Here is a 23,334-nt window from a genome sequence, read left to right on the forward strand (position 1 = left end):
CCGAAAGCGGCGGGCACGCGCGAGCACATAGGCCGGAAACTAGGCGACCGTTTCGCTGCTATTGCGTGCAGCCGACTCCGCCAACTCCTCGGGGCTCACAACGCCCTCGACGGACACGCGGTCCAGGTAGGCCATGCCGTCAAACGCCAACTCGCGAGCGTTCTCCGGGTCGCCCTCGTTGCCGATCGAACCGTGGGCCATACGGTCCACGATCAGCGCGATCGCACCATCGCCCGTCACGTTCGTGGCGGTACCGAAGGAGTCCAGAGCAATGTAGGTGGCGATCATCAGCGCAACCTGCGCGTCGTTGAAGCCCAGCATCGAGCTCAGCAGGCCCGTGGCCGCCATGATGGCGCCGCCGGGGACGCCGGGGGCCGCGACCATGGTGATGCCCAGCATGAAGATGAAGCCCACCCACTGCAGGGAGCTCACCGTCAGGCCCTGGGTCAGGACGATGGCGAACGCGAAGGAGAAGATCTTCGAGGTCGAGCCAGCCAGGTGGATCGTCGCGCACAGCGGAATCGTGAAGGACGCGACCGCGTCGGACACGCCGTTCTTCTTCGTCTGACGCAGGGTCACCGGGATGGTGGCCGCGGACGAGGAGGTGCCCAGAGCCGTCAGGTAGGCCGGCATCATCGTAACGATGGCCTTGAAGGGGTTACGACGCGCAACGAGGCCCGCGAAGCAGAACTGGGTCAGCAGGATGATGACCTCGAGGACCAGAACCACGATGACCACGCGCAGCAGCGTGCGGATGACCGAAGCGGCCTCGCCCGTGTAGGTCAGGTTCAGGAAGATGCCGAAGATGTGCAGCGGCAGCAGCGGAATGATGATCGTCTCGATGAGACGGGTAATGATGGCGCGGAACTCGATGAAGCCCTTACGCAGCACGCCGCGCGGGACCATCGACAGGCCCAGACCCACCACGAAGGACAGGAGCAGCGCCGTCATCACCTGCAGCGGCGCAGGCATCTCGATCATGAAGTAGGACTCCAGGGCGCTGCCCGGCTCGGCAACATCAGCCAGCTGGGTGGACGCCAGGAGGCGCGGGAACAGGGACGCGCACACCAGGTAGGTCAGGAAGCCCGAGAACAGCGTCGACGCGTAGGCGATCGCCGTCGTAATACCCAGCCACTTACCCGCGCCGCGGCCCAGATCCGCGATCGCGGGGGTCACGAGGCCGATAATGATCAGCGGGATCGAGAAGGACAGGAACTGGCTGAAAATAGCCGAGAAGGTCGCAAAGATACGGCCAATCTCAACGGGAACCAGGTGGTTATCGCCGATACGGACGGATCCGAGGACGGTCGCGAGGATGATCGCAGCGATCACCCACACGAGGATTCCGGATTTACGCAGGAACGCGCGCATGTCTTTCACCTTGAAATTAGGGATGATGGGTCACGCCTAGCATGCCCGAACTTTACGCATTCTTGAAGCGGTAGCCAGGATACGGGATAGATGCGGCGCAAATCACGTGGCCGACAGGGCGCAACGACGAGGCCATCCACCCCTCGCGCGGGCCACACTCCGCGGATTTAACGCACCGCGAGCGTCGACACGTAGGGCGCGAACCACCAAATAATCGCGGCGAGAATCACGTACACCGCGACATCCATGAGACGCGCGCGCGACGCAAACCACGGGCGCCCCGGCGTCCACAGGCGCAGCGCCCCCATCCCGACGAGCACGGCGACCATCAGCATGACTGCACGGTGACGGTGATCCGTCACGGCCAGCGCTATCACGCCGAGCGCCCCCACCGCACTGAGGGCAGCCCCAAGCCACGCACCCACTCGTGCGCGCATGGTCTTCTCCTCGTCATTCACGTCCCCTACCCTAGCGCACGAGCGCACCCGACCATACGACCGCTCACATCACTGCGCACACCAGCCCCCGCCTCGTCCACGCACACAACCAGCCCCCGCCTCGTCCGAGCAAAGGAACGAGCAAAGGAATAGGACTCTCAGGGCGCGCGGGTTTAGTATTAGTCCAAAGGTCCCTGAGACCAGCAACATATTTCTCGCATCAAAGGAGCATTCGAGTGTCCCGCTTTATTGTCGTTGCCCCCGGTTCGTCGGAGGCCGCCGCCCTCGCCACTGACGAGCTGGCCCGCGTTCTCGGCGTCACCACGGTCGACGCCCTGGCCGGCACGACGGCCACCGACGCCGCCCTGCGCCCCGCCTCCGCCCTGCCCGCCGTGGTTGAAGCCGTGCGCGCCGCCGGCGACGACGCGCTCATCTCCCCCGCCCGTGAGGCCTCGAACCGCGCCTTCGACCACGTCGCCTGGAACCTGAACCTCGCCGCCGCCACGCGCGCCGGCGTCGTCCTCGCCTTCGATGCCGAGGGTGCCAGCGCCGAGCTCCTCGCCGAAGAGATCGCCGCTGCCCGCCTACGCGCCGAGGCCGCCGCCGCTTCCGTCGTCGCCGTCGTCCTGACCGGTGGCGCCCCCGCGCTCGAAGCCGACGTGCCCGTTCTCACCCTGCCCCTCGCCGAGGACGCCGCCGCCACCCTGCGCGAGGCCCCCACCCCCACCGCCGTGACGCCGCTGGCCTTCCAGGCCGACCTCATCGAGCGCGCCCGCGCCGACCGTAAGCGCATCGTCCTGCCCGAGCCCGACGACGACCGCGTCCTGCAGGCCGCCGCCCAGGTCCTCGCCGCCGGCATCGCCGACATCACCTTCGTGGGCGACGCCGACTACGTCGCCAAGCGCGCCGGCGAACTCGGCCTCGACCTGAGCGCCGCCCAAGTCGTCTCCGTGGGCGATCCCGCATACCTCGAGCGCTACGCCGAAGAATTCGCGCGCCTGCGCGCCAAGAAGGGCGTCACCCTCGAGCAGGCCCGCGAAAAGGTCACCGACGTGTCCTACTTCGGCACCATGATGGTCCACATGGGCGACGCCGACGGCATGGTCTCGGGTGCCGCCCACACGACCGCGCACACGATCGTCCCCTCCTTCCAGATCATCAAGACCGCCCCCGGCGTCTCCGTCGTCTCCTCCATCTTCCTCATGGCAATGAAGGACCGCGTGTGGGCGTTCGGCGACTGCGCCGTCAACCCCAACCCCACGCCCGAGCAGCTTGCCGACATCGCCGTGACCTCCGCGCGCACCGCCGCCCAGTTCGGCGTCACCCCGCGCGTCGCCATGCTCTCCTACTCCACCGGCACCTCCGGATCCGGCCCCGACGTTGACGCCGTCGTCGAAGCCACCCGCCTCGCCCGCGAGAAGGCCCCCGAACTGGCCATCGAAGGCCCCATCCAGTTCGACGCAGCCGTCGACGCGGCCGTCGCCTCCAAGAAGCTGCCCGGCTCCGACGTCGCCGGCAAGGCCACCGTCTTCGTCTTCCCCTCGCTGGAAGCCGGAAACATCGGCTACAAGGCCGTCCAGCGCTCCTCCGGCGCGCTCGCCGTCGGCCCGGTCCTGCAGGGCCTCAACAAGCCCGTCAACGACCTGTCGCGCGGCGCCCTCGTCGAAGACATCGTCAACACCGTCGCCCTGACCGCCGTCCAGGCCCAGGGCTGAACGGGAACGAGCCCCCGGGGTCCGGTTACCATTAAACGTAAACGGGCCCCGGCCTCGTCCTTCATCCCCCAACCCCACAACACGAAAGGCGAACGCGTGACCTCGTCCTCCGTTCTCGTCATTAACTCCGGCTCCTCCTCCATCAAGTACCAGCTCGTCGACCCCGAAACCGGCGACGCCATCGCCAAGGGCATCGTCGAGCGCATCGGCGACACCACCGGCCTCATCAAGCATGAGCACGGCGACGCCGTCACCAAGGAAGAGCTCCCGGTTCCCGACCACACCGTCGGCATGCGTGAGGTCCTGCGCCTCTTCGACACGGAGGGCCCGTCGCTGGCTGATGCGAACGTCGTCGCCGTCGGCCACCGCATCGTTCAGGGCGGCCGCTACTTCGACGGCCCGGCCCTCATCACCGACGAGGTCCGCAACCTGATCGAAGAGCTGTGCCCGCTGGCTCCGCTGCACAACCCCGCCCACCTCAAGGGCATCGACGTGGCGCGCGAGCTCATGCCCGACGTCCCCCACGTCGCCGTCTTCGACACCGCGTTCTTCCAGCAGCTGCCCGACAAGGCCGCCCTGTACGCCCTCGAGACCGAGACCGCCGAGAAGTACTCGGTGCGCCGCTACGGCGCCCACGGCACCTCCCACCAGTTCGTCTCCCAGGAAATCTCGAAGATGCTGGGCCGCGACGACCTCAAGCAGATCGTCCTGCACCTGGGCAACGGCGCGTCCGCCTCCGCCGTCAAGAACGGCAAGCCGATCGACACCTCCATGGGCCTGACTCCCCTCGAGGGCCTCATGATGGGCACCCGCACCGGCGACATCGACCCCGCCGTCGTGTTCCACCTGCAGCGCGTCGCCGGCATGACCGTCGACGAGGTCGACACTCTCTTCAACAAGAAGTCCGGCATGAAGGGCATGACCGGCGAGTCCGACATGCGCTCCGTGTGGGAGGTCATCAACAACACCTCCGACCCCGAGGCTTCCAAGCGCGCCCGTACCGCCATGGACGTGTACATCAACCGCCTGCTGAAGTACGTGGGCTCCTACGCCGCTGAGCTCGGCGGCCTGGACGTCATCACCTTCACCGCCGGCATCGGCGAGAACGACGACGACGTGCGCCGCGAGCTGGCCGAGGCCCTCGCCCCCTTCGGCGTCAAGATCGACGTCGAGGCCAACAAGGGCCGCATCAAGGAGCCGCGCATCGTGTCCGCTCCCGACTCGGCCGTCACCCTCGTCGTCTACCCGACCAACGAGGAGCTGGCGATCGCCCGCCAGGCACTGACCTTCGCCTGATCGGTTTTTCCGCACGAGGCCGGGGTTCCCACATGGGGCCCCGGCCTCGGGCGTATCCACGTCCACTGTTGACTGCACGCCAACACACCGACTACCATGACAAGTGGTAACGGCGAGCAAGTCCTCGCAGAGTGCCAATCCGCGGGCCCACGAGCGCACACGTTGCGCCGTGGGTCTTTGCGTCTCTCAGTGAGGAGAAACATGCTCATCGCTTACATCGACGAAGTTGGCGAGGCCGGCGCCTTTATTTCGAAGGACCACAAGAGATTCAATACCTCACCTGTCTTTGGCTATGCAGGCTTCGTCGTCCCTGAACAGCATGTCCATGCTTTATCGCGAGATGTCGCAGCAACCAAGAAGAAGTTCTACTCATTCCTCTGCGGCGAGGGTGAGGAAGAGCCGGGAAGTTACGCTCCTACGTGGGAGCGTAAAGGGTCTGATCTCCTGAGTAAACACGCGATGGGGCGTGCAGGACGACAGGAAGTAGTTGAGCTGCGTTCATTGCTTTCACGAATCCCGAGTAGGTATGGCGGCAAGCTCTTCTACTTCGTGCGCGAGAAACCCATCGGCTCCCCCGGACAGGTGTGGGGAAAAGACACCGGCAATCGTTGGGAGGCCATGCGAGAAGAAAGAACGCTTGAGTGCCTGGGCGAAGCGATCAACCGGCTCTGCAGGCACGCCGAACACGAAGACCAGAACATACTCCTCTTCCAGGACATGATCAACTAGAAGCAACGCTTTCACCAGGTGACACGCAGTTATGCCCACATCTACAGTCGCATCAAGGATCACCAGGAGATGCTGAGAATCCTCGAAGCCCCCGCATATATCGACTCGGAGCTTTCGACGAACATCCAGTGCGCAGACTGGGTCGCGGCTCTCATTGGCCGCGCATGCGACTATCAACTGGTTCTCCACAGCTCCTACCGATGGGTAGCAGACAGTTTTATCGCTGATCTTCGGGGAGGTTTCACATATGAATCCACTCTCCAGTTTCATCAACGCAGCATCGACAATATCCACCACATCCGGATTCTCGATAGGGCACGACCCCACCTCGATTCGCTGACCGGCATGTCTGCCGAGAATCTCTCTCGCCTCCAGCTCGTGCACGCTCGCGCAAGTGCACCGACCCCGAGCAAACCGTCGTCTTCAATCTGCTGACGTCAAGACACACACCGGGAGCTGGCGATCTCCCGCCAGGCACTGACCTTCGCCTGATCGGCTTTTCCGCCCGAGGCCGGGGTTCCCACGTGGGTCCCCGGCCTCGGGCGTATCCTGGGAGAGTAGTCATCCCGAGGAGGGCCTCATGAACAGCGACGTTTCCACCCTGGCGGACTGGATTGCTGCTTCCCCGTCAACCGTGTTTTTCGGCGGCGCAGGCGTCTCAACCGAGTCGGGGATCCCCGATTTTCGCGGGGCGAACGGCTTCTACTTTCAGGAGCGCGAGATCCCCCTCGAAACGGTCCTGAGCATCGACTTTTTCACCCAGCACCCCGAGGCGTACTGGGAGTGGTTCCACGAGATCTACCGCCCCGTGGAACCCAACGGCGCGCACAGGGCGCTGGCGTCTTTGGAGGCCGCGGGGCGCCTGGACGCTGTGATCACGCAGAATATCGACGGCCTGCACCAGCGTGCCGGGTCGTGCTCCGTGTGGGAGCTGCACGGCAACTGGGAGCGCCTCGTGTGCACGGCATGCGGATCCGTCGCAGCATTGCATGATGCCGTCACGGTCGACGGGGACCCGGTGCCCGCATGCCCGTCGTGCGGAGGACAGATGCGCCCGGACATCGTCATGTACGGCGAATCCCTCGACGAGGGCGTCATCGAGGCCGCCGTGTCAGCCATCGCGCGAGCATCCACACTGATCGTGGCCGGAACGTCCCTCGTGGTGTACCCGGCGGCGGGCCTCATCAACTACTTCTCCGGGGACCACCTGGTTCTCATGAACGCCACCCCGACCTCGGCGGATGCGCACGCCGACCTGATCGTCCGCGAGCCGGTTGGCGCGACCCTTGATCGCGTCATGGACGAGCTGAGCGCGCGGGGCATCGTGCCCGCGTAGCGCTTGCGGCGGACGGGATTCACTCACAAGCCACGGCCTCAACGCACAGGCGCCCCTGCCCTACACACATGCGGATAGGTTGTGCGCATATGGATAGGTTATGCGCATGCGGATAGCTTATTTTCCTATCCGTATCTTCATTACCTATCCGCATCTTCGTAACCTATCCGTATCTCTGTGTCCTATCCAGAAGCCATCACACACCGCCCCACAGGATCACCCCTCCCCCAGGCCAGCCGGATCGACGAGAGCGAGGGCTCGCGGGGCGCGAGCGATCCGCACGCGTTGCCCCCAGGTGAGGGTCAGGCGGTCTGACTCCATGCCGTCGCCGAAGAGCACGAGGGATTCGGAGCCAACGACGAGGCTGAGATCCTCACCGTCGTCCAGGAGACCCTCGGTGTGCTCGACTCCGGTGTAGGGAGAGGGCCACGCCTCGCGCACGAACCACGCGAGCGAGCGCGAGGTCGGCGCGGGCAGCTCCCCCATGTGGCGGCCGCACTTGAGGGAGGCGCCCCACCCGGTCGCCCCGGTTCCGGTGGAGACGACGACACCGGAGGAGGATTGGCGTTCGACGGATGAGCCCACGGACAGCTCGTAGCGGGCACTCTGGTGACTGTGATGCCCAATAAAGACCTCGTTGAGGGCTGTGAGCGTGCGCGAGTCGTCGGCGCTCGCACGCACCATCGTCAGCTGATCCACACGCAGGTCGGCACCCGCGTCGATGCGCCCGAGGGCCGCAACCCCCTGGTCGGGCGTGCATCGTACGAGGACACCGGCGTTGGACTGGGGCACCGAGTTGATGCCGACGATGGTCTGGTCGCCCGCATACTTGGAGACGTTGGCGACCAGGCCGTCGGGCCCCACGACGACGATGACGTCCTCGGGGGCGAAGAGGAAGCGCGAGAGGGAGTCGCGCTCCACGTCGGCGCTCGCCCACCCGTCCGGGATGCCCGCCCGCACGTGGGCCAGCGCGGCCGTGTGCGCCTCGTGAGCACGTTCGACGGATTCGAGGGTGCGTCCACGCGAGCGCAGGACGAATTCGACCTGGCCGCGCGTGGAGTAGCGGTCCATGAGCTCGTCGAACTCGGTGGGGCGACGGACGATGACGGCGCGGCGACGCATGGTTACTTGCCTTCCTTCGCGTGACCGGTGAACGCCGAGACGAGGTCACTCAACACGTCGGCGGTAATGGTGATGTTTCCGAAGGACGGCATGTTCTTGGCCATTTCCTTCAGGGCGAGGGCACGCGCCACTTCGGGGCCGGCCTCGGCGAGGGCCTGGATGTAGGCCGCGTCGTTGGCGATGCGGGCTCGGCCAGCGGTGTTCCAGTCGATCTCGTATGCCTTGGCCTTCTCCGTGATGCGGCGGGCTTCCGCTTCGACGGCGATTGCGTCCGCTGCGGCCTTTTCCTCGGCCTCGCGACGCGCGTTGTGGCCTTCCTGATCGACCAGGTCTGCGCGCTTGCGAGCCAGGTCGAGCTTGGATTGCATCTCGTTTTCAGAGATCTGGGATTCGCGTTCGACGGCGAGTGCGCGGCGCTCGTAGAGGGCGCGGTCGGCCTCGGCCTGGAGCTGTTCGAGGAGCGGTGCTCGCAGGGAGGATTCAACTCCCTCATCCGGGCGCAGGCTCAGGAGGCGTGCGTCGACGACGGCAACGCCGGTGGCGCGCAGCTGCTCGTCGTCCGCGAAGGCTTGGGTAAGCACGCGGCCGACCCGCTCGAGGGATCCAGCGATGGCGTCGGTCAGCGTCATCTCCCCGATCGCCGAGGCCAGGGCGGAGAACGCGATGCGGGTGACGGTTTCGTCGATCTGCCACAATCCTTGTGCGTCCGCCCCGGCCTCGCGCGGGTAGAGCCCGAAGTCGTAGTGAGCGGCGGCGGCCTCGGCATCCTCGATGTGGTAGGTGATGGCGACCTGCGCGTTGATGTTTTGTTGGTCGGAGGTCGTCGCCTGGACGAGGAAGCTGTGGGCGCGGTTGGCGGTGGGGACTTCCGCGAGCGCGCAGCGTCCGGCTCGCAGCCAGAAGGACTGGCCGACGCCGGATCGGATGGTGCGTCCTGCGCGGATCTGGACGACGTGGTCGCCGGCTCCGCCCTGGTAGCGGATGAGGAAGGGGTGGTGGTGGAGGGTTCCCATGATGGCTCCTTGGTTGGTGACCCATTTGTTTATGTCAGGATGACGATAACTCCATCAGGCATTTAATGTCAACTCGACGCAAATGGGGTAGGATGACACCATGACACAGCCCCTCACCGTTCCGATCGCGGTCGACATCGTCGCCCTGACGGTCATCGACCACACCCTTCACGCACTCGTCGTACGCCGCGGTATCGAGCCCTTCAAGGACCACCTGGCCCTGCCCGGCGGCTTCCTGCGCGAGGGTGAACAAACCGAGGAGGCCGCAGCGCGCGAACTAGCGGAAGAAACCGGCATCACACCCCCCGGACACCTCGAACAGCTGCGCACCTACGGGCCGCAGGGACGAGACCCCCGAGGGCCGGTCCTCTCGGTCGCCTACCTCCTCCTCGCCCCATCTTTTGCGCCGGCCCGCGCGGGAGGCGATGCCTCGGGAGCACTCTGGCACCCCGTCGACGCCCTCCTTGCGCCCGATTCACCCCTCGCCTTCGACCACGCGAGCATCCTCGCGGACGGAGTCGAGCGCGCCCGCTCCAAGATCGAATACTCACCCCTGGCCACGTCCTTCTGCGGCCCCGAATTCACGATCACGCAACTGCGCACGACGTACGAGGCCATCTGGGGCTCGGCACTCGACCCGCGCAACTTCCACCGCAAGGCCACAAAGACTGCCTCCTTCATCGAGCCGACGGGCGGCACCGTGCGCGAGGGGGCAGGCCGCCCGGCTGCCCTCTACCGCCTCGTCCCCGGCGTTGACGACACCGCTTTCGTCCTCGATCCACCCCTGCGACGCCCGCCTGCCCCGGCCTCGTCACCGAAGAGCGCGAGCGCGCCGAGTACGCAAGAATAAGCCCAGTACCAAAGGAGAACTATGAACTTCCATTCCCTCTACGATCAGGGCTTTGCGCGCGTCGCCGCCGTGACCCTGCCCGTGCACCCCGCCCGCCCCTTCGAGAACGCGCGCGAGATCATCGACGCGGCCCGCCAGCTCGATGCGCGCGGCGTCGCCATGGGCGTCTTCCCCGAACTGTGCGTCTCCGGCTACGCCATCGACGACCTCCTCTTGCAGGACGTGCTCCTCGACAACGTCGAGAAGGCCCTGGCCACCATCGTCGAGGCCAGCGCCGACCTGCTCCCCCTCCTCGTCGTCGGCGCACCCCTGCGCAAGGACAACGCCCTGTACAACTGCGCGGTCGCCATCCACCGCGGACGCGTCCTCGCGATCGTCCCCAAGTCGCACCTGCCCAACTACCGCGAGTTCTACGAAAAGCGCCACTTCGTCACCATGCCCCCGCGCGCCTGCGAGCGCATCGAAGTGCCCTGGGGCGGCGTCGAAGAATTCAGCGGCGGACCCGTGTGGGTCCCCTTCGGCCCAGTCCTCCTGTCCGCCGACGACGTGCCCGGCCTGACGATCGGCATCGAAGTCTGCGAGGACATGTGGGTCCCCGTTACGCCATCCACGGAGCTGGCGCTCGCGGGTGCGACCGTCCTGGCGAACCTGTCCGCCTCCCCGATCACCGTCGGGCGCGGCGCGGACCGCGAGCTCATGGTGCGCTCGATTTCCTCGCGCTGCTGCGCGGCCTACGTGTACACGGCGGCCGGCATGGGCGAATCCAGCACGGACCTCGCATGGGACGGCGAAACCATGATTTACGAGGCCGGGGAGCGCCTCGCGATCGGCGAGCGCTTCCAGGAGGGCGCGCACATCACGATCGCCGACGTGGACCTGGAGCGCCTGCGCACCGAGCGCAAGCGTCAGAACTCGTTCACGGACAACGCGCAGCGCTACTTCGCAGGTGACGAGCGCATGGCCCCCCAAGAGGTTGAGTTCACGCTCGACCCGCCGCGCACCGACCTGGGCCTGGAGCGCTCCGTCAACCGCTTCCCCTTCGTCCCCAACGACCCGACCCGCCTGGAACAGGACTGCTACGAGGCCTACAACATTCAGGTGGCCGGCCTCGTGCAGCGCCTGCGAGCGATCGGGAACCCGAAGATCGTCATCGGCGTCTCCGGCGGCTTGGATTCGACGCACGCGCTGGTCGTGGCCGCGCACGCGATGGACCTGCTGGGCCGTCCGCGCACGGACATCCTGTGCTACACACTGCCCGGCTTCGCCACCTCCGAACGCACGAAGACGAACGCGACCCGCCTGTGCGAGTACCTGGGCACCTCCTTCCAGGAGATCGACATCCGTCCGGCGGCCGCGCAGATGCTCGCCGACATCGGTCACCCCTACGGCGAGGGCGAGGCCACCTACGACGTGACCTTTGAGAACGTCCAGGCGGGCCTGCGCACCGACTACCTGTTCCGCCTGGCCAACCACCTGAGTGGCATCGTGCTGGGCACGGGCGACCTGTCCGAGCTGGCACTGGGCTGGTGCACGTACGGCGTGGGCGACCAGATGAGCCACTACGCGGTCAACACGGGCGTGCCCAAGACCCTCATGCAGCACCTGATCCGCTGGGTCGTCGCCTCCAAGCAGTTCGACGAGCGCGTCGGCGAGGTCCTCCTGTCGATCCTGCACACGGAGATCTCCCCCGAGCTGGTTCCCGCCAAGCCGGGCGAGAAGATGCAGTCCACGCAGGACAAGATCGGTCCCTACAACCTGCAGGATTTCACGCTGTACTACGTGCTGCGCCGCGGCGCGCGCCCCTCGAAGATCGCTTTCCTGGCCGAGAAGGCCTGGTCGGACGCCTCGGTCGGCTCCTGGCCGGTCGGCTTCCCCGAGGAGGACAAGGTCGCGTACTCGCTGGACGAGATCGTCAAGTGGGAGCGCCTGTTCCTGTGGCGTTTCTTCAGCCAGCAGTTCAAGCGCAGCGCGCTTCCCAACGGCCCGAAGGTCATGGCCGGCGGCTCACTGTCCCCGCGCGGGGATTGGCGCATGCCGTCGGACGTGTCGGGGGCGGATTGGGTCGCCGAACTCGACGAGGCCGTGAAGGGCCTGGTCGACTAAAGCATCGCGTCGCTCGGGCCGATTGCACAGGCGCGAGCGAATGCGATCAGCACACACGCCGTCGAGGCCCTTGGGAACCACGGAGACAGCGATCCGTTGCGTCCCGAGGGCCTCGACTCGCACCTCCGTCATATCCCTCCCAGCCGTAGAATTCGCCCATTAGTCAGGAGGCGACACGATGCCCATCGCTATCAACGGAAACGTCAACGGAACTCAGATTTGGATACCCGACCACCACTGGTGGGATAACCCGTTCCTCTGGCCGCTCCCCAAGCGGCCCGAGGACGGGCAGCTCGACTGGGAGCGCCTCTTCCCCCATCAACGCGACGTTGTCCGTCGTTTTTCGTCGATCTTGCGCACGCTGTGGGGACTGCCCCCGGAGCTGCCGCCGGTTCCCTACCAGCCCTTCGGAACGCCGAGTCCGCAGGGGTGGGTAATGCCCCTGGACATGGGCAGTCGAGCCTACCTGCAGATTGGCGGGATGCGCTGCGGCGGCTTTATCCAATCCCATCACCCCGTTCGAGGAACGGACACATTTGCGCTGCTCATCGACTTCGGAGCTGGCAACCCCTGGTTCGTTCTGCGCGCAGATGGCCGTCCCTGGCACGACAATCCGCGCGCTAATCACACACGAGCAGCCTCCGTACAAGTGAACGTTCTCGCGTGGCAGGCCACCACAAAACGGGTCTTGCCTGATAGCACGATCGACATCATCCCCCAGACCCTCCCTACGTGGGTGCGCACCATCTACCCAGAACGGAACCGCGACGACTCATCTCTCTACGGCACTCTCGAGTCTCTGCCTGCACCGGTCGAGGATCGCATCGAGGTTCAGGATGTCCCCGTGTGGTGGAAGGGATTGCACAACCAGCTCTGGAAGCACTTCCTGCGACCAGATCCCCAGAAACCAGAGAGCCTCCCCTACGGAGCGAACTCGATCGAGGAGGAGAATGCCTTCCAATGCATCACCCAGTACGGGTACCTCGTCAAGGACTGGACGGAACCCTACGAACCCAATCCTCGTTTGGCGGCACGCTTCGAGGAGCAGGATTGATAATGAGCCAATAACCCGTCATGGCATATAACGGGCCTGGTCGACTGACCTGACACACGCTCGGCAAGCCGAGCTGTTTCCTGAGGGGCGGTGCTCACGCGAGCACCGCCCCTTGGCATACGCACAGCGGTCATTTCCGGGCCTCATCAGTCCATACACCCCCTGCACCCCCCCTCGAAACTATGCAGGTTTTCACACGCACGGGACCTTAAATTTCTGTAAGGTTAGTTTGACAGTTAGGTAAGCCTTGCTTTTCCTATTTCAGCCCCAACACAGATACTCTCGACGGAGAAATGATGTCTCGTACGACCACCTCCCTGGCCGCCATCGCCGCCATTGCCGCACTCGGGCTGGCCGCATGTTCTTCCGGCGCCACCACTTCTTCCTCCCAGTCCTCCGCTTCGCCGAGCGAGACCACGCAGGCCACCCAGGCCTCGTCCGTGAGCATCGAAGCAAACGATGGCACGGTCGAGATCAAGCTGCCCGTGACCCGCGCCGCCTCCCTTGACAACCGCACCTTCGAGGTGCTGCAGCAGTGGGATGTTCCGCTCGTCGCCGTCCCCAAGAAGCTGATCCCCTCCACCGTCACCGCGTACAACGGCGATGACATCGCCGACGTGGGCATGCACCGCGACCCCAACCTGGAGGCCCTGGTCGCCGCCGAACCTGACCTGATCATCTCCGGTCAGCGCTTCTCCAAGTTCGACGAGCAGATCAAGGAACTCGCGCCCGACGTCCCGCTCATCAACCTGGAGCCGCGCGAGGGCCAGCCCTTCGATCAGGAGCTCATCCGCGAGGTCACCGACCTGGGTGAGATCTTCGGCAAGCAGGACGAAGCCAAGAAGCTCGTCGACGACTTCAACGCCTCGATCGAGCGCGCCAAGAAGGCCTACGACGGCTCCTCGACCGTCATGGCGGTAGACGTCTCCGGCGGCAACATCGGCTACGTCGCCCCCGGCAAGGGCCGCACGTGGGGCCCGGTCTTCGACCTTCTCGGCCTGAAGCCCGCCCTCGAGGTCGAGGGTGCGACCGACTCGCACACCGGTGACGACATCTCCGTCGAGGCCATCGCCGAGGCCAACCCGGCGTGGATCTTCGTCCTCGACCGCGACGCCGCCATCACCAAGGACGGCTCCAACACCCCGGCCGAGACCGTCATCAACGACAACGCCGCCCTGCAAAACGTCGCCGCGCTGCAGAACAAGCACGTCGTGTACGCGCCCAACGACACGTACACCAACGAGTCCATCATCACCTACACGGAGATCTTCAACTCCATCGCGGACGCCTTCGAAGCCGCGAAGAAGTGACCCCCTGACACACAAGCGGGTGCCGCCCCTCGGGGCGGCACCCGCACCCCGTTTTCCTATGACGCACTCCCCCACCACCACACCTCCCGCGGACACCGCCACGCGCGAGGCTTCAACAAGCGAAGCCCCCACGCGCGAGGCCACCCCGGCCTCGTCGAAGCGTCGCCCCCTGGCGCTCGCTGTGGCCACGCTCGCCGTGGCTGCACTCCTCGTCCTGTCGCTGTCCACCGGCGAATACTCGATCCTCTCCCAAGATGACGGCTGGCAGATTTTCCTCGCCGTTCGCGTGCCTCGCACGATCGCGCTCGTCCTGTCAGGCGCCGCGATGTCGATGAGCGGCCTGGTCATGCAGCTGGTCACCCAGAACCGCTTCGCCGAACCCTCCACGACGGGCACGACCGAGTGGGCGGGCCTCGGCCTGCTCGTCATCATGATCGTGTGGCCCGGCGCCCCAATCCTGGTGCGCATGACCTGCGCGATCGTCTTCGCGTTCGTGGGAACCATGGTGTTTTTCGCGCTGCTGCGTCGCGTCTCGCTGCGATCCTCGCTGCTCGTGCCGATCATGGGCATGATGCTCGGCGCGGTCGTCTCGGCGATCTCGACGTTCCTGGCGCTCGAAACGAACACTCTCCAGAGTGTGTCGGTGTGGTTCCAGGGGTCCTTCACCTCGGTGTACGAGGGCCAGTACGAGGTCCTGTGGATCGTCGCCCTCGTCGTCGCAATCGTGTTCGTCATGGCGGACCGCCTGACGGCCGTGTCCCTCGGCGAGGACATCGCGGTGTCGCTTGGCGTCAACTATCACCGCATGGTCCTCATCGCGACGGGGCTCGTGGCCGTGGCCACCGGCGTCGTCACCGTCGTCGTCGGATCGCTTCCCTTCCTGGGCCTCATCGTTCCCAACCTCGTGTCCATGTCGATGGGTGACAACCTGCGCACGAACCTGCCGTGGGTATGTCTGGCGGGCATCGCGCTCGTGACGGTCACGGACCTACTCGCGCGCACGATCATCTCCCCCTTCGAGATGCCCGTCTCGGTCATCCTGGGCGTCCTCGGATCCTTCGTCTTCATCGCGCTCGTCCTGCGCCAGGCCAGGAAGGGGGCCACCCTATGAGCGCCCTGCCCTCCGCCGCGCACCCCGACGCCGTCCCCGCTTCCCCGGCCCCGGCCTCGTCCGCGCGCACGAAGCACCCCGCCCGACGCACGGGCGCGTTCACGTCCCCAGCTGCCCGGCGCCGCTGGTGGATCCTCTTCGGTGTCGCGTGCGCGGTCGCGATCCTCGCCTGCATCGGCCTCATCGCGTGGAAGAACCCCGCGCAATTCGGCACCCCCGTGTTCTGGAGGCTCGCCCGCCGGCGCGCCTTCGCGGTCCTCGCGATCGCCATCGTGGCGGTGTGCCAGGGCATGGCGACGGTCGCCTTCCAGACGGTGGCGAACAACCGCATTATCACGCCCTCAATCCTCGGGTTTGAGTCCCTGTACCGGGCGATCCACACTTCCACGATCTTCTTCCTGGGCGTCGCCGGCCTCAACGCGTCGGCGACCGTCGGGAACTTCGTCGGGCAGCTCGCCCTCATGATTGCTCTGACGCTCGCGCTCTACTCGTGGCTGCTCACCTCGCAGCGAGCCTCGATGCACGCGATGCTCCTCATTGGCGTCATGCTGGGCGCGGGCCTCGGGTCGATCTCCACGTTCATGCAGCGCCTCCTCACGCCCTCGGAGTTCGACGTGCTGACCGCGCGCCTCTTCGGGTCGATCGCGAACGCACAGAAGGAGTATTTCCCGATCGCGGTTCCGCTCGTCGCGGTCGCGGCGATCGCCCTCGTGGCGCTCACCCGCCAGCTTTCGGTGCTCTCGCTCGGACGCGAGACGGCCACGAACCTGGGCCTGAATCACCGTCGCACATCCGTGCTCGTCCTCGTCCTGGTGTCGATCCTGATGGCAACGTCGACCGCGCTCGTGGGTCCCATGACGTTCCTCGGGTTCCTCGTGGCCACGCTGGCCTACCAGTTCTCCGATACACACGATCACCGCTACATCTTCGCGATGTCCGTCGCCCTGGGCGCAGCGATCCTGGCCAGCGCGTACTTCGTCATGAATCACGTGTTCAACACGCAGGGCGTCGTTTCCATCATCATCGAGTTCGTCGGCGGACTCGCGTTCATCGTCACTATTTTGCGGAAGGGCCGCCTGTGATCTCCATCGATTCCGTCGTCAAGCAATACTCGCCGTCGGTGCGCATCGGCGCGGTCTCCCTGGACATTCCCAAGGGCGGCATCACGGCGCTCGTGGGCCCCAACGGCGCCGGCAAGTCCACGATCCTCACCATGATCGGGCGCCTCCTGGGCATCGACGAGGGCACGATCGAGGTCGGCGGCCTCAACGTGGCCACGACCAAGTCCGCTGAGCTGGCACGCACCCTGTCGATCCTGCGCCAGGAGAACCACTTCATTTCGCGCCTGACAGTGCGTCAGCTGGTGGGTTTCGGGCGCTTCCCCCACTCGAAGGGACGCCTCAGCGCCGAGGACGAGGCCATCATCGACCGCTACATCGGCTTCCTCGACCTGGAAGAACTTGAGGGACGCTACCTGGATCAGCTCTCGGGCGGCCAGCGCCAGCGTGCCTACGTCGCCATGGTGCTCGCCCAGGAGACCGAGTACGTCCTGCTGGACGAGCCCCTCAACAACCTGGACATCGCGCGCAGCGTCGAGATGATGCGCATGCTGGAGCGAGCGGCCCGCGAGTTTTCGCGCACGATCGTCATCGTCCTGCACGACATCAACTTCGCGGCGCGCTACGCCTCGCAGATCTGCGCGCTCAAGGACGGGAGGGTCGCCTTCATGGGCACGCCCGAGGAGATCATGCGCGAGGAGATCCTCACCGACATCTTCGACACCCCCGTCACCGTCGTTCCCGGCCCGCACGGCCCGATCGCCTGCTACTTCTAAGCGGGGCTGGTTCGCGCTTTTCTCGGAGGCCAACGTTTCCGCCCGCCGCTGCCCGCCCGACGTTTCCGCCCGCCTCAGCGGCGACGAGGCTGGGGCCGGGTAGAATGGTCGCGCGGCCCCTCGTGAAACGGCCGTGAAACGCTCATCTTCCAAGGGGTTCCCGTGCACGTCGGACTGATCGCCGTCTTCCTGCTTCTCGCTCTCGCTCTCATCGCGGGCGGCCTCTACCTCTTCATGTCCGGGCTAACCGCACGCGCCGGCGTGTGCCGCCCGCCCCTGGGGCTGCGCCTTCAGGGCGTCGAGCCGGGCTCGCAGGACTGGGAGCGCGCGCATCGTGCCGCCTGGCCGATCCTCTTCGGCGGCGGCGTCCTGGGCACCGCCCACGGCATCGCCCTGGCCGCCACGACCCTCATGGACGCGCGCATCTCCGTGCCCATCGTCTTCATCGTCTCGGGACTCATCGTCGAGGTCGGCCTCTGGCTCGTCGCCAAGGGCGCCGGAAAGGCGTCGCTGAAGTAACGCCTCGCGGGGCGCCGATGCCCCGCTCACCCGCCGCGGATACGACAAACGGGCCCCGGCCTCGTGCATCACCTCACGAGGACGGGACCCGCCGCACAGTGTCGGAGCCTCAGGCCTTGGGGCGCTCGCGGCGATCCAGCATGTACAGGGCCATCTTCGAGGGCTCGAGCGCGCGCACGGCGTGCGGCAGGCGCGTGCCGAAGTGGATGACGTCGCCGGGCTTGAGGACAACGGTGCGACCGTCGGCCTCAATTTCGAGAGCGCCCTCGAGGGTGTGCAGGATGACGGGCATCGCAGCGGTGTGCTCGCTGAGGATCTCGTCCTTATCAAAGCTGAAGAGCACCAGGCGCACGCCCTCAGCGTGCATGACGGTACGCGACACCGTGGCTTCCTCGTTGACCTGGATCATCGAGGCGATGTCCTGCAGGTCCGTCATGATGGGCGTGGGGACCTCGGTGTTCGAATCGAGGGACAGGCTCATTGGCTCTCCTTGGGTTTGCGCGCGACGATGGCGACGCCGCACAGGTGTCGATCATATTTCTGAAACGTGCGCGCCATCGTCGTGACGCGTTCACGCAGGTCTTTGTCTCGCGCGACGTTGCGCATGATGCGCAGGGCACCGCGCACGCCCTCGTCGGCGACCATTCGGCCGGGCTTGAGGAGGGCCATGGGGGCCATACGGGTTTCTTCGACGACGAGGCCGACGTCCTCGAGCGCACGCCTCCAGTCCGCGACCGTGAGGGGGCGGGCGTTGACGTTGATGGCGCGGGCAAGGGCACGGCGAATCTCGGTAGCGGGTTCTTCCCCGATGGTGTCGGGGCGCATCGCCAGCTCGTGGATGACGTAGCGGCCACCCGGGCGCAGGATGCGCGCGGCCTCGCCCATGATGGCGCGCTTGGCTTTCTCCCCCTGCATGGAGAGCATGGCTTCGCCGACGACGACGTCCACGCTCTCATCCGGCAGGCCGGTCTCGGCAGCATCAGCATTCACGCAGCGCCCCACGCCCGAGGCGATGGCGTCCACGCGCGCGGAGGCGTTCGGATCGCGCTCCACGCCCACGTAGGAGGCGGGTCCCACCCCGATGATCGCCGAGGCCGTGACGCCCAGGCCGGGCGCGAATTCGACGACGTCCGAGCCGGGCAACACGGCACGCTTGAGCGCCCACGTGCTGAGCGCGAGTCCTCCGGGGCGCAGGACCGTCTTTCCGGCGCGCGCGAGGACCCAGTGTCCGGGTGCCTTCTCGACGGGCCGGTCGGCGAAGGGCAGGGCCTCCGTCGGCGATTCACTGTGAGTTGCCATATACGCAAGTATAGCGTTATCTATTTCCTTACGCAGGGTTTTACCCACATTAAATACGCCGACGGATCCCTTCCTCTGGACTACAGGCCGATAATCTCGGCGAAAGCAGCCTTAATTGCGTCGAGGCGTTCGCGCGCCTGGTCCCAGGGCAGCGGCTCCCCGTCTGCGACCGGCAGGATCACCTCGAGGTAGCACTTGAGCTTAGGCTCGGTGCCCGAGGGGCGCGCAATGACGCGGTCCCCCGCCTCGGTAAGAACGAGGACGCCGTCCGTGGGCGGCAGGCCGCGGTATCCCTGAGAGAGGTCCGAGACCTCGACGACGGGCGAACCGGCGAGAACGGTCGGCGGCTGGGCGCGCAGGCGCGCCATACCGCTGGCGATCTGCTCGATGTCTTCGACGCGGAAGGTCAGGGGCGAACTCACGTGCAAGCCGTGCAGTCGCGCCAGGCGCTCCAGCTCGTCCCACACGCTGCGCCCCTGCGCCTTCAGCGAGGCCACGAGGGAGGCGGCGACGACCGAGGTCGCGATGCCGTCCTTGTCGCGCACGTGGGCAGGGTCCGGGCAAAAGCCGATGGCCTCCTCGTAGCCAAAGCCGAGGCCCGGGGCCCGGGCGATCCACTTGAAACCGGTGAGCGTCGTGTGGTGCTCGAGGCCGTGAGCGCGGGCGATGCGCGAGAGCAGACGCGAAGACACGATCGAGTTCGCGAGCGACCCCGTCATGCCGCGCGAAGCCAGGAACTCGCCGATCAGTGAGCCGATCTGATCGCCGCTGAGCGGACTCCATCCCGTCTCCGAGGTGGGGTCGGGCACCGCGAGCGCGCAGCGGTCCGCGTCGGGGTCGACCGCGATGATGAGGTCTGCCCCCTTCTCGCGGGCCTGCTCGATCGCCATGTCGAGGGCGCCGGCCTCTTCGGGATTGGGGAAGGGGACGGTCGGGAAGTCGGGGTCGGGATCGGCCTGGGCCGCCACGAGGGAGACGTTGGTGAATCCGGCCTCGACTAGGACTCGCGAGGTGATCTCAGCACCCACGCCGTGCATGGCGGTCAGGACGATGCGCAGGTTCTCGCGCGCCGATGCGTCGCCCGAGGCCAGGGCGGATGCACAGGCCACGTACTCCTCGCGCGGGTCCACGGCCTCGATGAGGTCGTCGTTCATCGGGACCTCATCCGCGGGCGGCGCGGCCTCGATGGCGGCCGCGATCTCGGCGTCAAAAGGCGGGACGATCTGGACGCCGCGCCCGTCGCCCTGGACGACGCTGCCGCCCAGGTAGACCTTGTAGCCGTTGTCGGGGGCGGGGTTGTGCGAGGCGGTCACCATGACACCCGCATCCGCGTCGAAGTGCAGCATCGAGAAGGAGGTCAGCGGCGTCGGGTTGGCCTGGGGCAGGGCGAGGACACGCACCCCCGCAGCCGAGGCGACGCGGCAGGCGGCCGTGGCGAACTCGGAGGACCCGTAGCGGGCGTCGCAGCCGACGACCAGCGTGGGGGTGCCCGTCGCGTGGCACTTGACGACCTCGCACAGGCCGGCGGTCGCGCGGATGACGACCGCGAGGTTCATGCGGGACTCGCCCGGACCGACCACGCCGCGCAGGCCCGCGGTGCCGAACTGGAGGGGGCCGTTCATGGCCGCGCCCACGCGGGCCGCTGCCTCCTCGTCGCCGCGCTCCGCGGCCTCAATGTCGGCGCTCAGGGCCGAGGCCGTGGCCGGGTCCGGGTCGTGGCTCGCCCACTGGCGGGCGCGCTCGAGCAGCTCCATCGTCTCAGTCCTCCAGTCCTGCCAGGATGGCCGTCGTCGCAGAGACGCCCAGGCGGGAGGCTCCGGCCTCGATCATGGCCACGGCTGTCTCGGCGTCTCGGATACCACCCGAGGCCTTGACCCCCAGGGCGTCGCCGACCGTGGCGCGCATGAGGGCGACCGCGTGGGTCGAGGCACCGCCCGCGGGGTGGAATCCCGTCGAGGTCTTCACGAAGTCAGCACCCGCAGCCATCGAGGCCGTGCACGCGGCGACAATCTCGTCGTCGGTGAGCACGGCGGACTCGATAATGACCTTGAGGACGCGCGGGGCAGGGACGACGCGACGCACGGCCGCGATCTCCTCCTCGAGCTCGTGGAGGCGTGCGTCCTTCACCAGCTCGATGTTGATGACCATGTCGATCTCGTCCGCGCCGTCGGCGACCGCCTGGGCGGCTTCGAAAGCCTTGACCTGGGGCTTGACCGCGCCCGAGGGGAAACCGACCACGCAGGCGACCTTCAGGCCCTCGGGAACGTCCAGGGGCAGCATCGAGGGGGACACGCACACCGAGAAGGTACCGGCCGCGGCACCCTCCTCAACGATGCGCGCCACGTCCGCCTTGGTGGCCTCGGGCTTGAGGATCGTGTGGTCGATCATTGCGGCCACGTCACGCTTCTTCATGGAACTACTTTCTTGTCGCATCACAGCTGGGCCAGGGGCAGGGCCAGCTCCATCATGGTGGTAAAGGAGGTCTGACGCGCCTGGGCGTCCGTAGCCTCGCCCGTGACCAGGGAGTCCGAGACCGTGAAGATACCCACGGCCTCGACACCCGCGTGAGCGGCCGTCGCGTACAGGCCGGCGGACTCCATCTCGACCGCGAGCACGCCCATGCGCTGCCAGGCCTCGTTGAAGGTCGGGTTCGCGTTGTAGAAGGTGTCGGAGGAGAGGATGTTGCCCACGTGGATCGGCACGTCGGCCTCGCGGGCGCGGCGCACCACGTCCTCAATGAGGCGGAAGGAGCCGATCGGCGCGTAGGAGCCGGGGATCTGGTACTGATCGAGGAAGGCCGAGTTCGAGCAGGCGGCCTGGGCGACCACGACGTCGTACAGGTTGACATCTGGCTGCAGAGCACCGCACGTGCCCACGCGCACGAGGCGCGTGCAGCCGAACTCGTGGATCAGCTCGTGGGCGTACAGCGAGATCGACGGGATGCCCATGCCCGAGCCCATGACGGACACCGGGGTGCCGCGATAGGTGCCGGTGTAGCCCAGCATGTTACGCACCGCGTTGAACTGGCGTGCATCCTCCAGGTAGGTCTCGGCGATGAATTTCGCGCGCAGCGGGTCTCCGGGCAGGAGGATCGTCGGCGCGATGGGGGCGGTGGGGTTGATGTGCGGTGTCGAGCGCATGTGTCCTCCTGTGGTGTCGAGGAGCCGGGGCTCCGTCGAGGCTTCTTTACCCTTGTCGCAAGGCTATGCCGTGCAATTGAAATGTGTCAACGAGTGGTTTGACAAATGTTCTCATCCGCCCGGGGCATCCTCGAACGCCCCACGCGGGATTACCCTCTCCTGCCTCTCCAGCAGAGCAAGGGCCAGGTCCTGATCGACCACGAGGTGCGTGGCCAACCCCATGTGCAGCGCCGTCTCCAGCGCCTCCGCTTTCACACGCCCGCCAGCAACGAGCACCCGCACAGGGCGAGCGCGCAGCTCCTCGAGCGTGATACCGACCGTGCGGCCGTCGACCGAGGCCAGGGCAACCGCGCCCTCGCGCGTAAAAAATCGCGAACACGCGTCCCCGACCGCGTCGCGCAGGAGCGCCTCCACCTCGTCGTCCTCGAGCTGGCCAAGGTTGAGCGAGAGGGCCTCGCGCCCCAGCGCCCCCACCGTAAAGACTGCAACGTCTACCCCGCGCCCCTCTTCCAAGACGCGGTCAATCGCCCGGTCGCGGCGCACGATGGAGAGCATCGCCGTGTCCTGGAAAATCACCGGCAGCGGCAGGTAGCGCGGCTGCGCGTCGAAAGCCTCACAAAACGCCCGCATGATCTCAAAGTCATGCGTCGCCCGCTCAGAAAACGACGTCCCGCCCTTGAGCTGCACGACGCGCACCCCCTGACGAGGGGCGCGGGTCAGGTGGGCCGCGAGCGCGCTCATCGTGCGCCCCCAGGAAATCCCCACGCTCATGCCGTCGCGCACGAGCTGAGTCATCACATCCGCACCCACGCGGCCAACCTGCTCGATGGCCTCGCTCTCGGTCATATCGCGGCCGTGGGCGACGCGCACGCTCACCAAGCCGAAGCGCTTCTCCAAGCGCAGGGCGATCTCCGAGGCATCCTCGCGGGGATCGTGGATCTCGATGGTCACGAAGCCGCGCTCACGGCCACGGGCAAGGAGTTTGGCGACCGTGGGGCGCGACAAACCCATGCGGGTGGCGACCTCGGCCTGGCTCAGTCCCTGCTGGTAGTAGAGCTTGACGGCCTCGATCGACTGTTCGTCACGCCTTTCCAC

Annotated in this window: 21 protein-coding genes and 1 pseudogene; 12 read left to right on the forward strand and 10 right to left on the reverse strand. The window is 66.5% G+C overall.

The genetic code is table 11. From position 1 onward, the window contains the following. Positions 1 to 39: 39 nt before the first annotated feature. Complete coding sequence (locus HMPREF1478_RS01065) at positions 40 to 1,371, reverse strand: dicarboxylate/amino acid:cation symporter (protein ID WP_016460243.1); 1,332 nt, start codon at positions 1,369 to 1,371, stop codon at positions 40 to 42. Between the two features lie 167 nt (positions 1,372 to 1,538). Then, a complete protein-coding gene (locus HMPREF1478_RS01070; protein WP_016460244.1) occupies positions 1,539 to 1,808 on the reverse strand; it encodes a hypothetical protein in 270 nt (89 codons plus the stop codon). Between the two features lie 236 nt (positions 1,809 to 2,044). Here HMPREF1478_RS01070 and pta point away from each other — a divergent pair, with 236 nt between their 5' ends. From pta to HMPREF1478_RS01090, 4 genes and pseudogenes are all read left to right on the forward strand, one after another. Next, on the forward strand, positions 2,045 to 3,523 hold the full coding sequence (gene pta, locus HMPREF1478_RS01075) for a phosphate acetyltransferase (protein ID WP_016460245.1): 1,479 nt from the start codon (positions 2,045 to 2,047) through the stop codon (positions 3,521 to 3,523). A 96-nt stretch (positions 3,524 to 3,619) separates the two neighbouring features. Beyond that, positions 3,620 to 4,819: an acetate/propionate family kinase gene (locus tag HMPREF1478_RS01080; RefSeq protein WP_016460246.1), complete on the forward strand. Its 1,200-nt coding sequence runs from the start codon at positions 3,620 to 3,622 to the stop codon at positions 4,817 to 4,819. A 201-nt stretch (positions 4,820 to 5,020) separates the two neighbouring features. Beyond that, positions 5,021 to 5,983: pseudogene (locus HMPREF1478_RS10965) on the forward strand (DUF3800 domain-containing protein). A 145-nt stretch (positions 5,984 to 6,128) separates the two neighbouring features. Beyond that, positions 6,129 to 6,884, forward strand: coding sequence for an NAD-dependent protein deacylase (locus HMPREF1478_RS01090; RefSeq protein WP_016460249.1), 756 nt, complete (start codon positions 6,129 to 6,131; stop codon positions 6,882 to 6,884). 216 nt (positions 6,885 to 7,100) lie between these two features. Here HMPREF1478_RS01090 and HMPREF1478_RS01095 read toward each other — a convergent pair whose 3' ends face one another. Both HMPREF1478_RS01095 and HMPREF1478_RS01100 read right to left on the reverse strand, forming a co-directional pair. Continuing rightward, positions 7,101 to 8,006: an NAD(+)/NADH kinase gene (locus tag HMPREF1478_RS01095; RefSeq protein ID WP_016460250.1), complete on the reverse strand. Its 906-nt coding sequence runs from the start codon at positions 8,004 to 8,006 to the stop codon at positions 7,101 to 7,103. A gap of 2 nt (positions 8,007 to 8,008) precedes the next feature. Next, entirely contained in the window at positions 8,009 to 9,019 is a 1,011-nt protein-coding gene (locus HMPREF1478_RS01100) for an SPFH domain-containing protein (RefSeq protein ID WP_016460251.1), read from the reverse strand. A 100-nt stretch (positions 9,020 to 9,119) separates the two neighbouring features. Here HMPREF1478_RS01100 and HMPREF1478_RS01105 point away from each other — a divergent pair, with 100 nt between their 5' ends. The 8 genes from HMPREF1478_RS01105 to HMPREF1478_RS01140 all read left to right on the forward strand — a co-directional run bounded on the left by HMPREF1478_RS01105 (position 9,120) and on the right by HMPREF1478_RS01140 (position 17,800). Continuing rightward, positions 9,120 to 9,869, forward strand: a complete 750-nt coding sequence (locus tag HMPREF1478_RS01105; protein WP_016460252.1) for an NUDIX hydrolase — start codon at positions 9,120 to 9,122, stop codon at positions 9,867 to 9,869. Between the two features lie 21 nt (positions 9,870 to 9,890). Continuing rightward, complete coding sequence (locus HMPREF1478_RS01110) at positions 9,891 to 11,972, forward strand: NAD(+) synthase (protein WP_016460253.1); 2,082 nt, start codon at positions 9,891 to 9,893, stop codon at positions 11,970 to 11,972. A gap of 178 nt (positions 11,973 to 12,150) precedes the next feature. Beyond that, positions 12,151 to 13,026, forward strand: coding sequence for a hypothetical protein (locus tag HMPREF1478_RS01115; RefSeq protein ID WP_016460255.1), 876 nt, complete (start codon positions 12,151 to 12,153; stop codon positions 13,024 to 13,026). 296 nt (positions 13,027 to 13,322) lie between these two features. Further along, positions 13,323 to 14,336 carry a siderophore ABC transporter substrate-binding protein gene (locus tag HMPREF1478_RS01120; RefSeq protein WP_016460256.1) on the forward strand — a complete coding sequence of 338 codons (1,014 nt, stop codon included), beginning with the start codon at positions 13,323 to 13,325 and terminating at the stop codon, positions 14,334 to 14,336. A gap of 58 nt (positions 14,337 to 14,394) precedes the next feature. Next, positions 14,395 to 15,447, forward strand: coding sequence for an ABC transporter permease (locus HMPREF1478_RS01125; protein ID WP_016460257.1), 1,053 nt, complete (start codon positions 14,395 to 14,397; stop codon positions 15,445 to 15,447). Next, a complete protein-coding gene (locus HMPREF1478_RS01130) occupies positions 15,444 to 16,529 on the forward strand; it encodes an iron chelate uptake ABC transporter family permease subunit (RefSeq protein ID WP_016460258.1) in 1,086 nt (361 codons plus the stop codon). The genes HMPREF1478_RS01125 and HMPREF1478_RS01130 overlap by 4 nt, the downstream gene beginning before the upstream one ends. Then, on the forward strand, positions 16,526 to 17,281 hold the full coding sequence (locus HMPREF1478_RS01135; protein WP_016460259.1) for an iron ABC transporter ATP-binding protein: 756 nt from the start codon (positions 16,526 to 16,528) through the stop codon (positions 17,279 to 17,281). The genes HMPREF1478_RS01130 and HMPREF1478_RS01135 overlap by 4 nt, the downstream gene beginning before the upstream one ends. 162 nt (positions 17,282 to 17,443) lie before the next feature. Next, positions 17,444 to 17,800, forward strand: a complete 357-nt coding sequence (locus HMPREF1478_RS01140) for a hypothetical protein (protein ID WP_016460260.1) — start codon at positions 17,444 to 17,446, stop codon at positions 17,798 to 17,800. A gap of 109 nt (positions 17,801 to 17,909) precedes the next feature. Here HMPREF1478_RS01140 and HMPREF1478_RS01145 read toward each other — a convergent pair whose 3' ends face one another. The 6 genes from HMPREF1478_RS01145 to HMPREF1478_RS01170 all read right to left on the reverse strand — a co-directional run bounded on the left by HMPREF1478_RS01145 (position 17,910) and on the right by HMPREF1478_RS01170 (position 23,334). Next, entirely contained in the window at positions 17,910 to 18,281 is a 372-nt protein-coding gene (locus HMPREF1478_RS01145; RefSeq protein WP_016460261.1) for a cupin domain-containing protein, read from the reverse strand. Continuing rightward, entirely contained in the window at positions 18,278 to 19,099 is an 822-nt protein-coding gene (locus HMPREF1478_RS01150) for a class I SAM-dependent methyltransferase (RefSeq protein ID WP_034474782.1), read from the reverse strand. Before HMPREF1478_RS01150 ends, HMPREF1478_RS01145 begins: the two co-directional genes overlap by 4 nt. An 80-nt stretch (positions 19,100 to 19,179) precedes the next feature. Beyond that, the gene (locus HMPREF1478_RS01155; RefSeq protein ID WP_016460263.1) at positions 19,180 to 20,853 is read right to left on the reverse strand and encodes a phospho-sugar mutase; all 1,674 of its coding nucleotides are present in this window, start codon (positions 20,851 to 20,853) and stop codon (positions 19,180 to 19,182) included. A 4-nt stretch (positions 20,854 to 20,857) separates the two neighbouring features. After that, positions 20,858 to 21,511, reverse strand: a complete 654-nt coding sequence (deoC, locus tag HMPREF1478_RS01160) for a deoxyribose-phosphate aldolase (protein ID WP_016460264.1) — start codon at positions 21,509 to 21,511, stop codon at positions 20,858 to 20,860. Positions 21,512 to 21,531: 20 nt separating this feature from the next. After that, positions 21,532 to 22,239 (reverse strand): purine-nucleoside phosphorylase, encoded by a 708-nt coding sequence (gene deoD, locus HMPREF1478_RS01165; RefSeq protein WP_016460265.1) that lies wholly within the window; start codon positions 22,237 to 22,239, stop codon positions 21,532 to 21,534. Positions 22,240 to 22,350: 111 nt separating this feature from the next. Continuing rightward, positions 22,351 to 23,334, reverse strand: a complete 984-nt coding sequence (locus HMPREF1478_RS01170; RefSeq protein WP_016460266.1) for a sugar-binding transcriptional regulator — start codon at positions 23,332 to 23,334, stop codon at positions 22,351 to 22,353.

The sequence above is a fragment of the Actinomyces sp. HPA0247 genome (assembly GCA_000411415.1).
Classification (GTDB): Bacteria; Actinomycetota; Actinomycetes; order Actinomycetales; family Actinomycetaceae; genus Pauljensenia.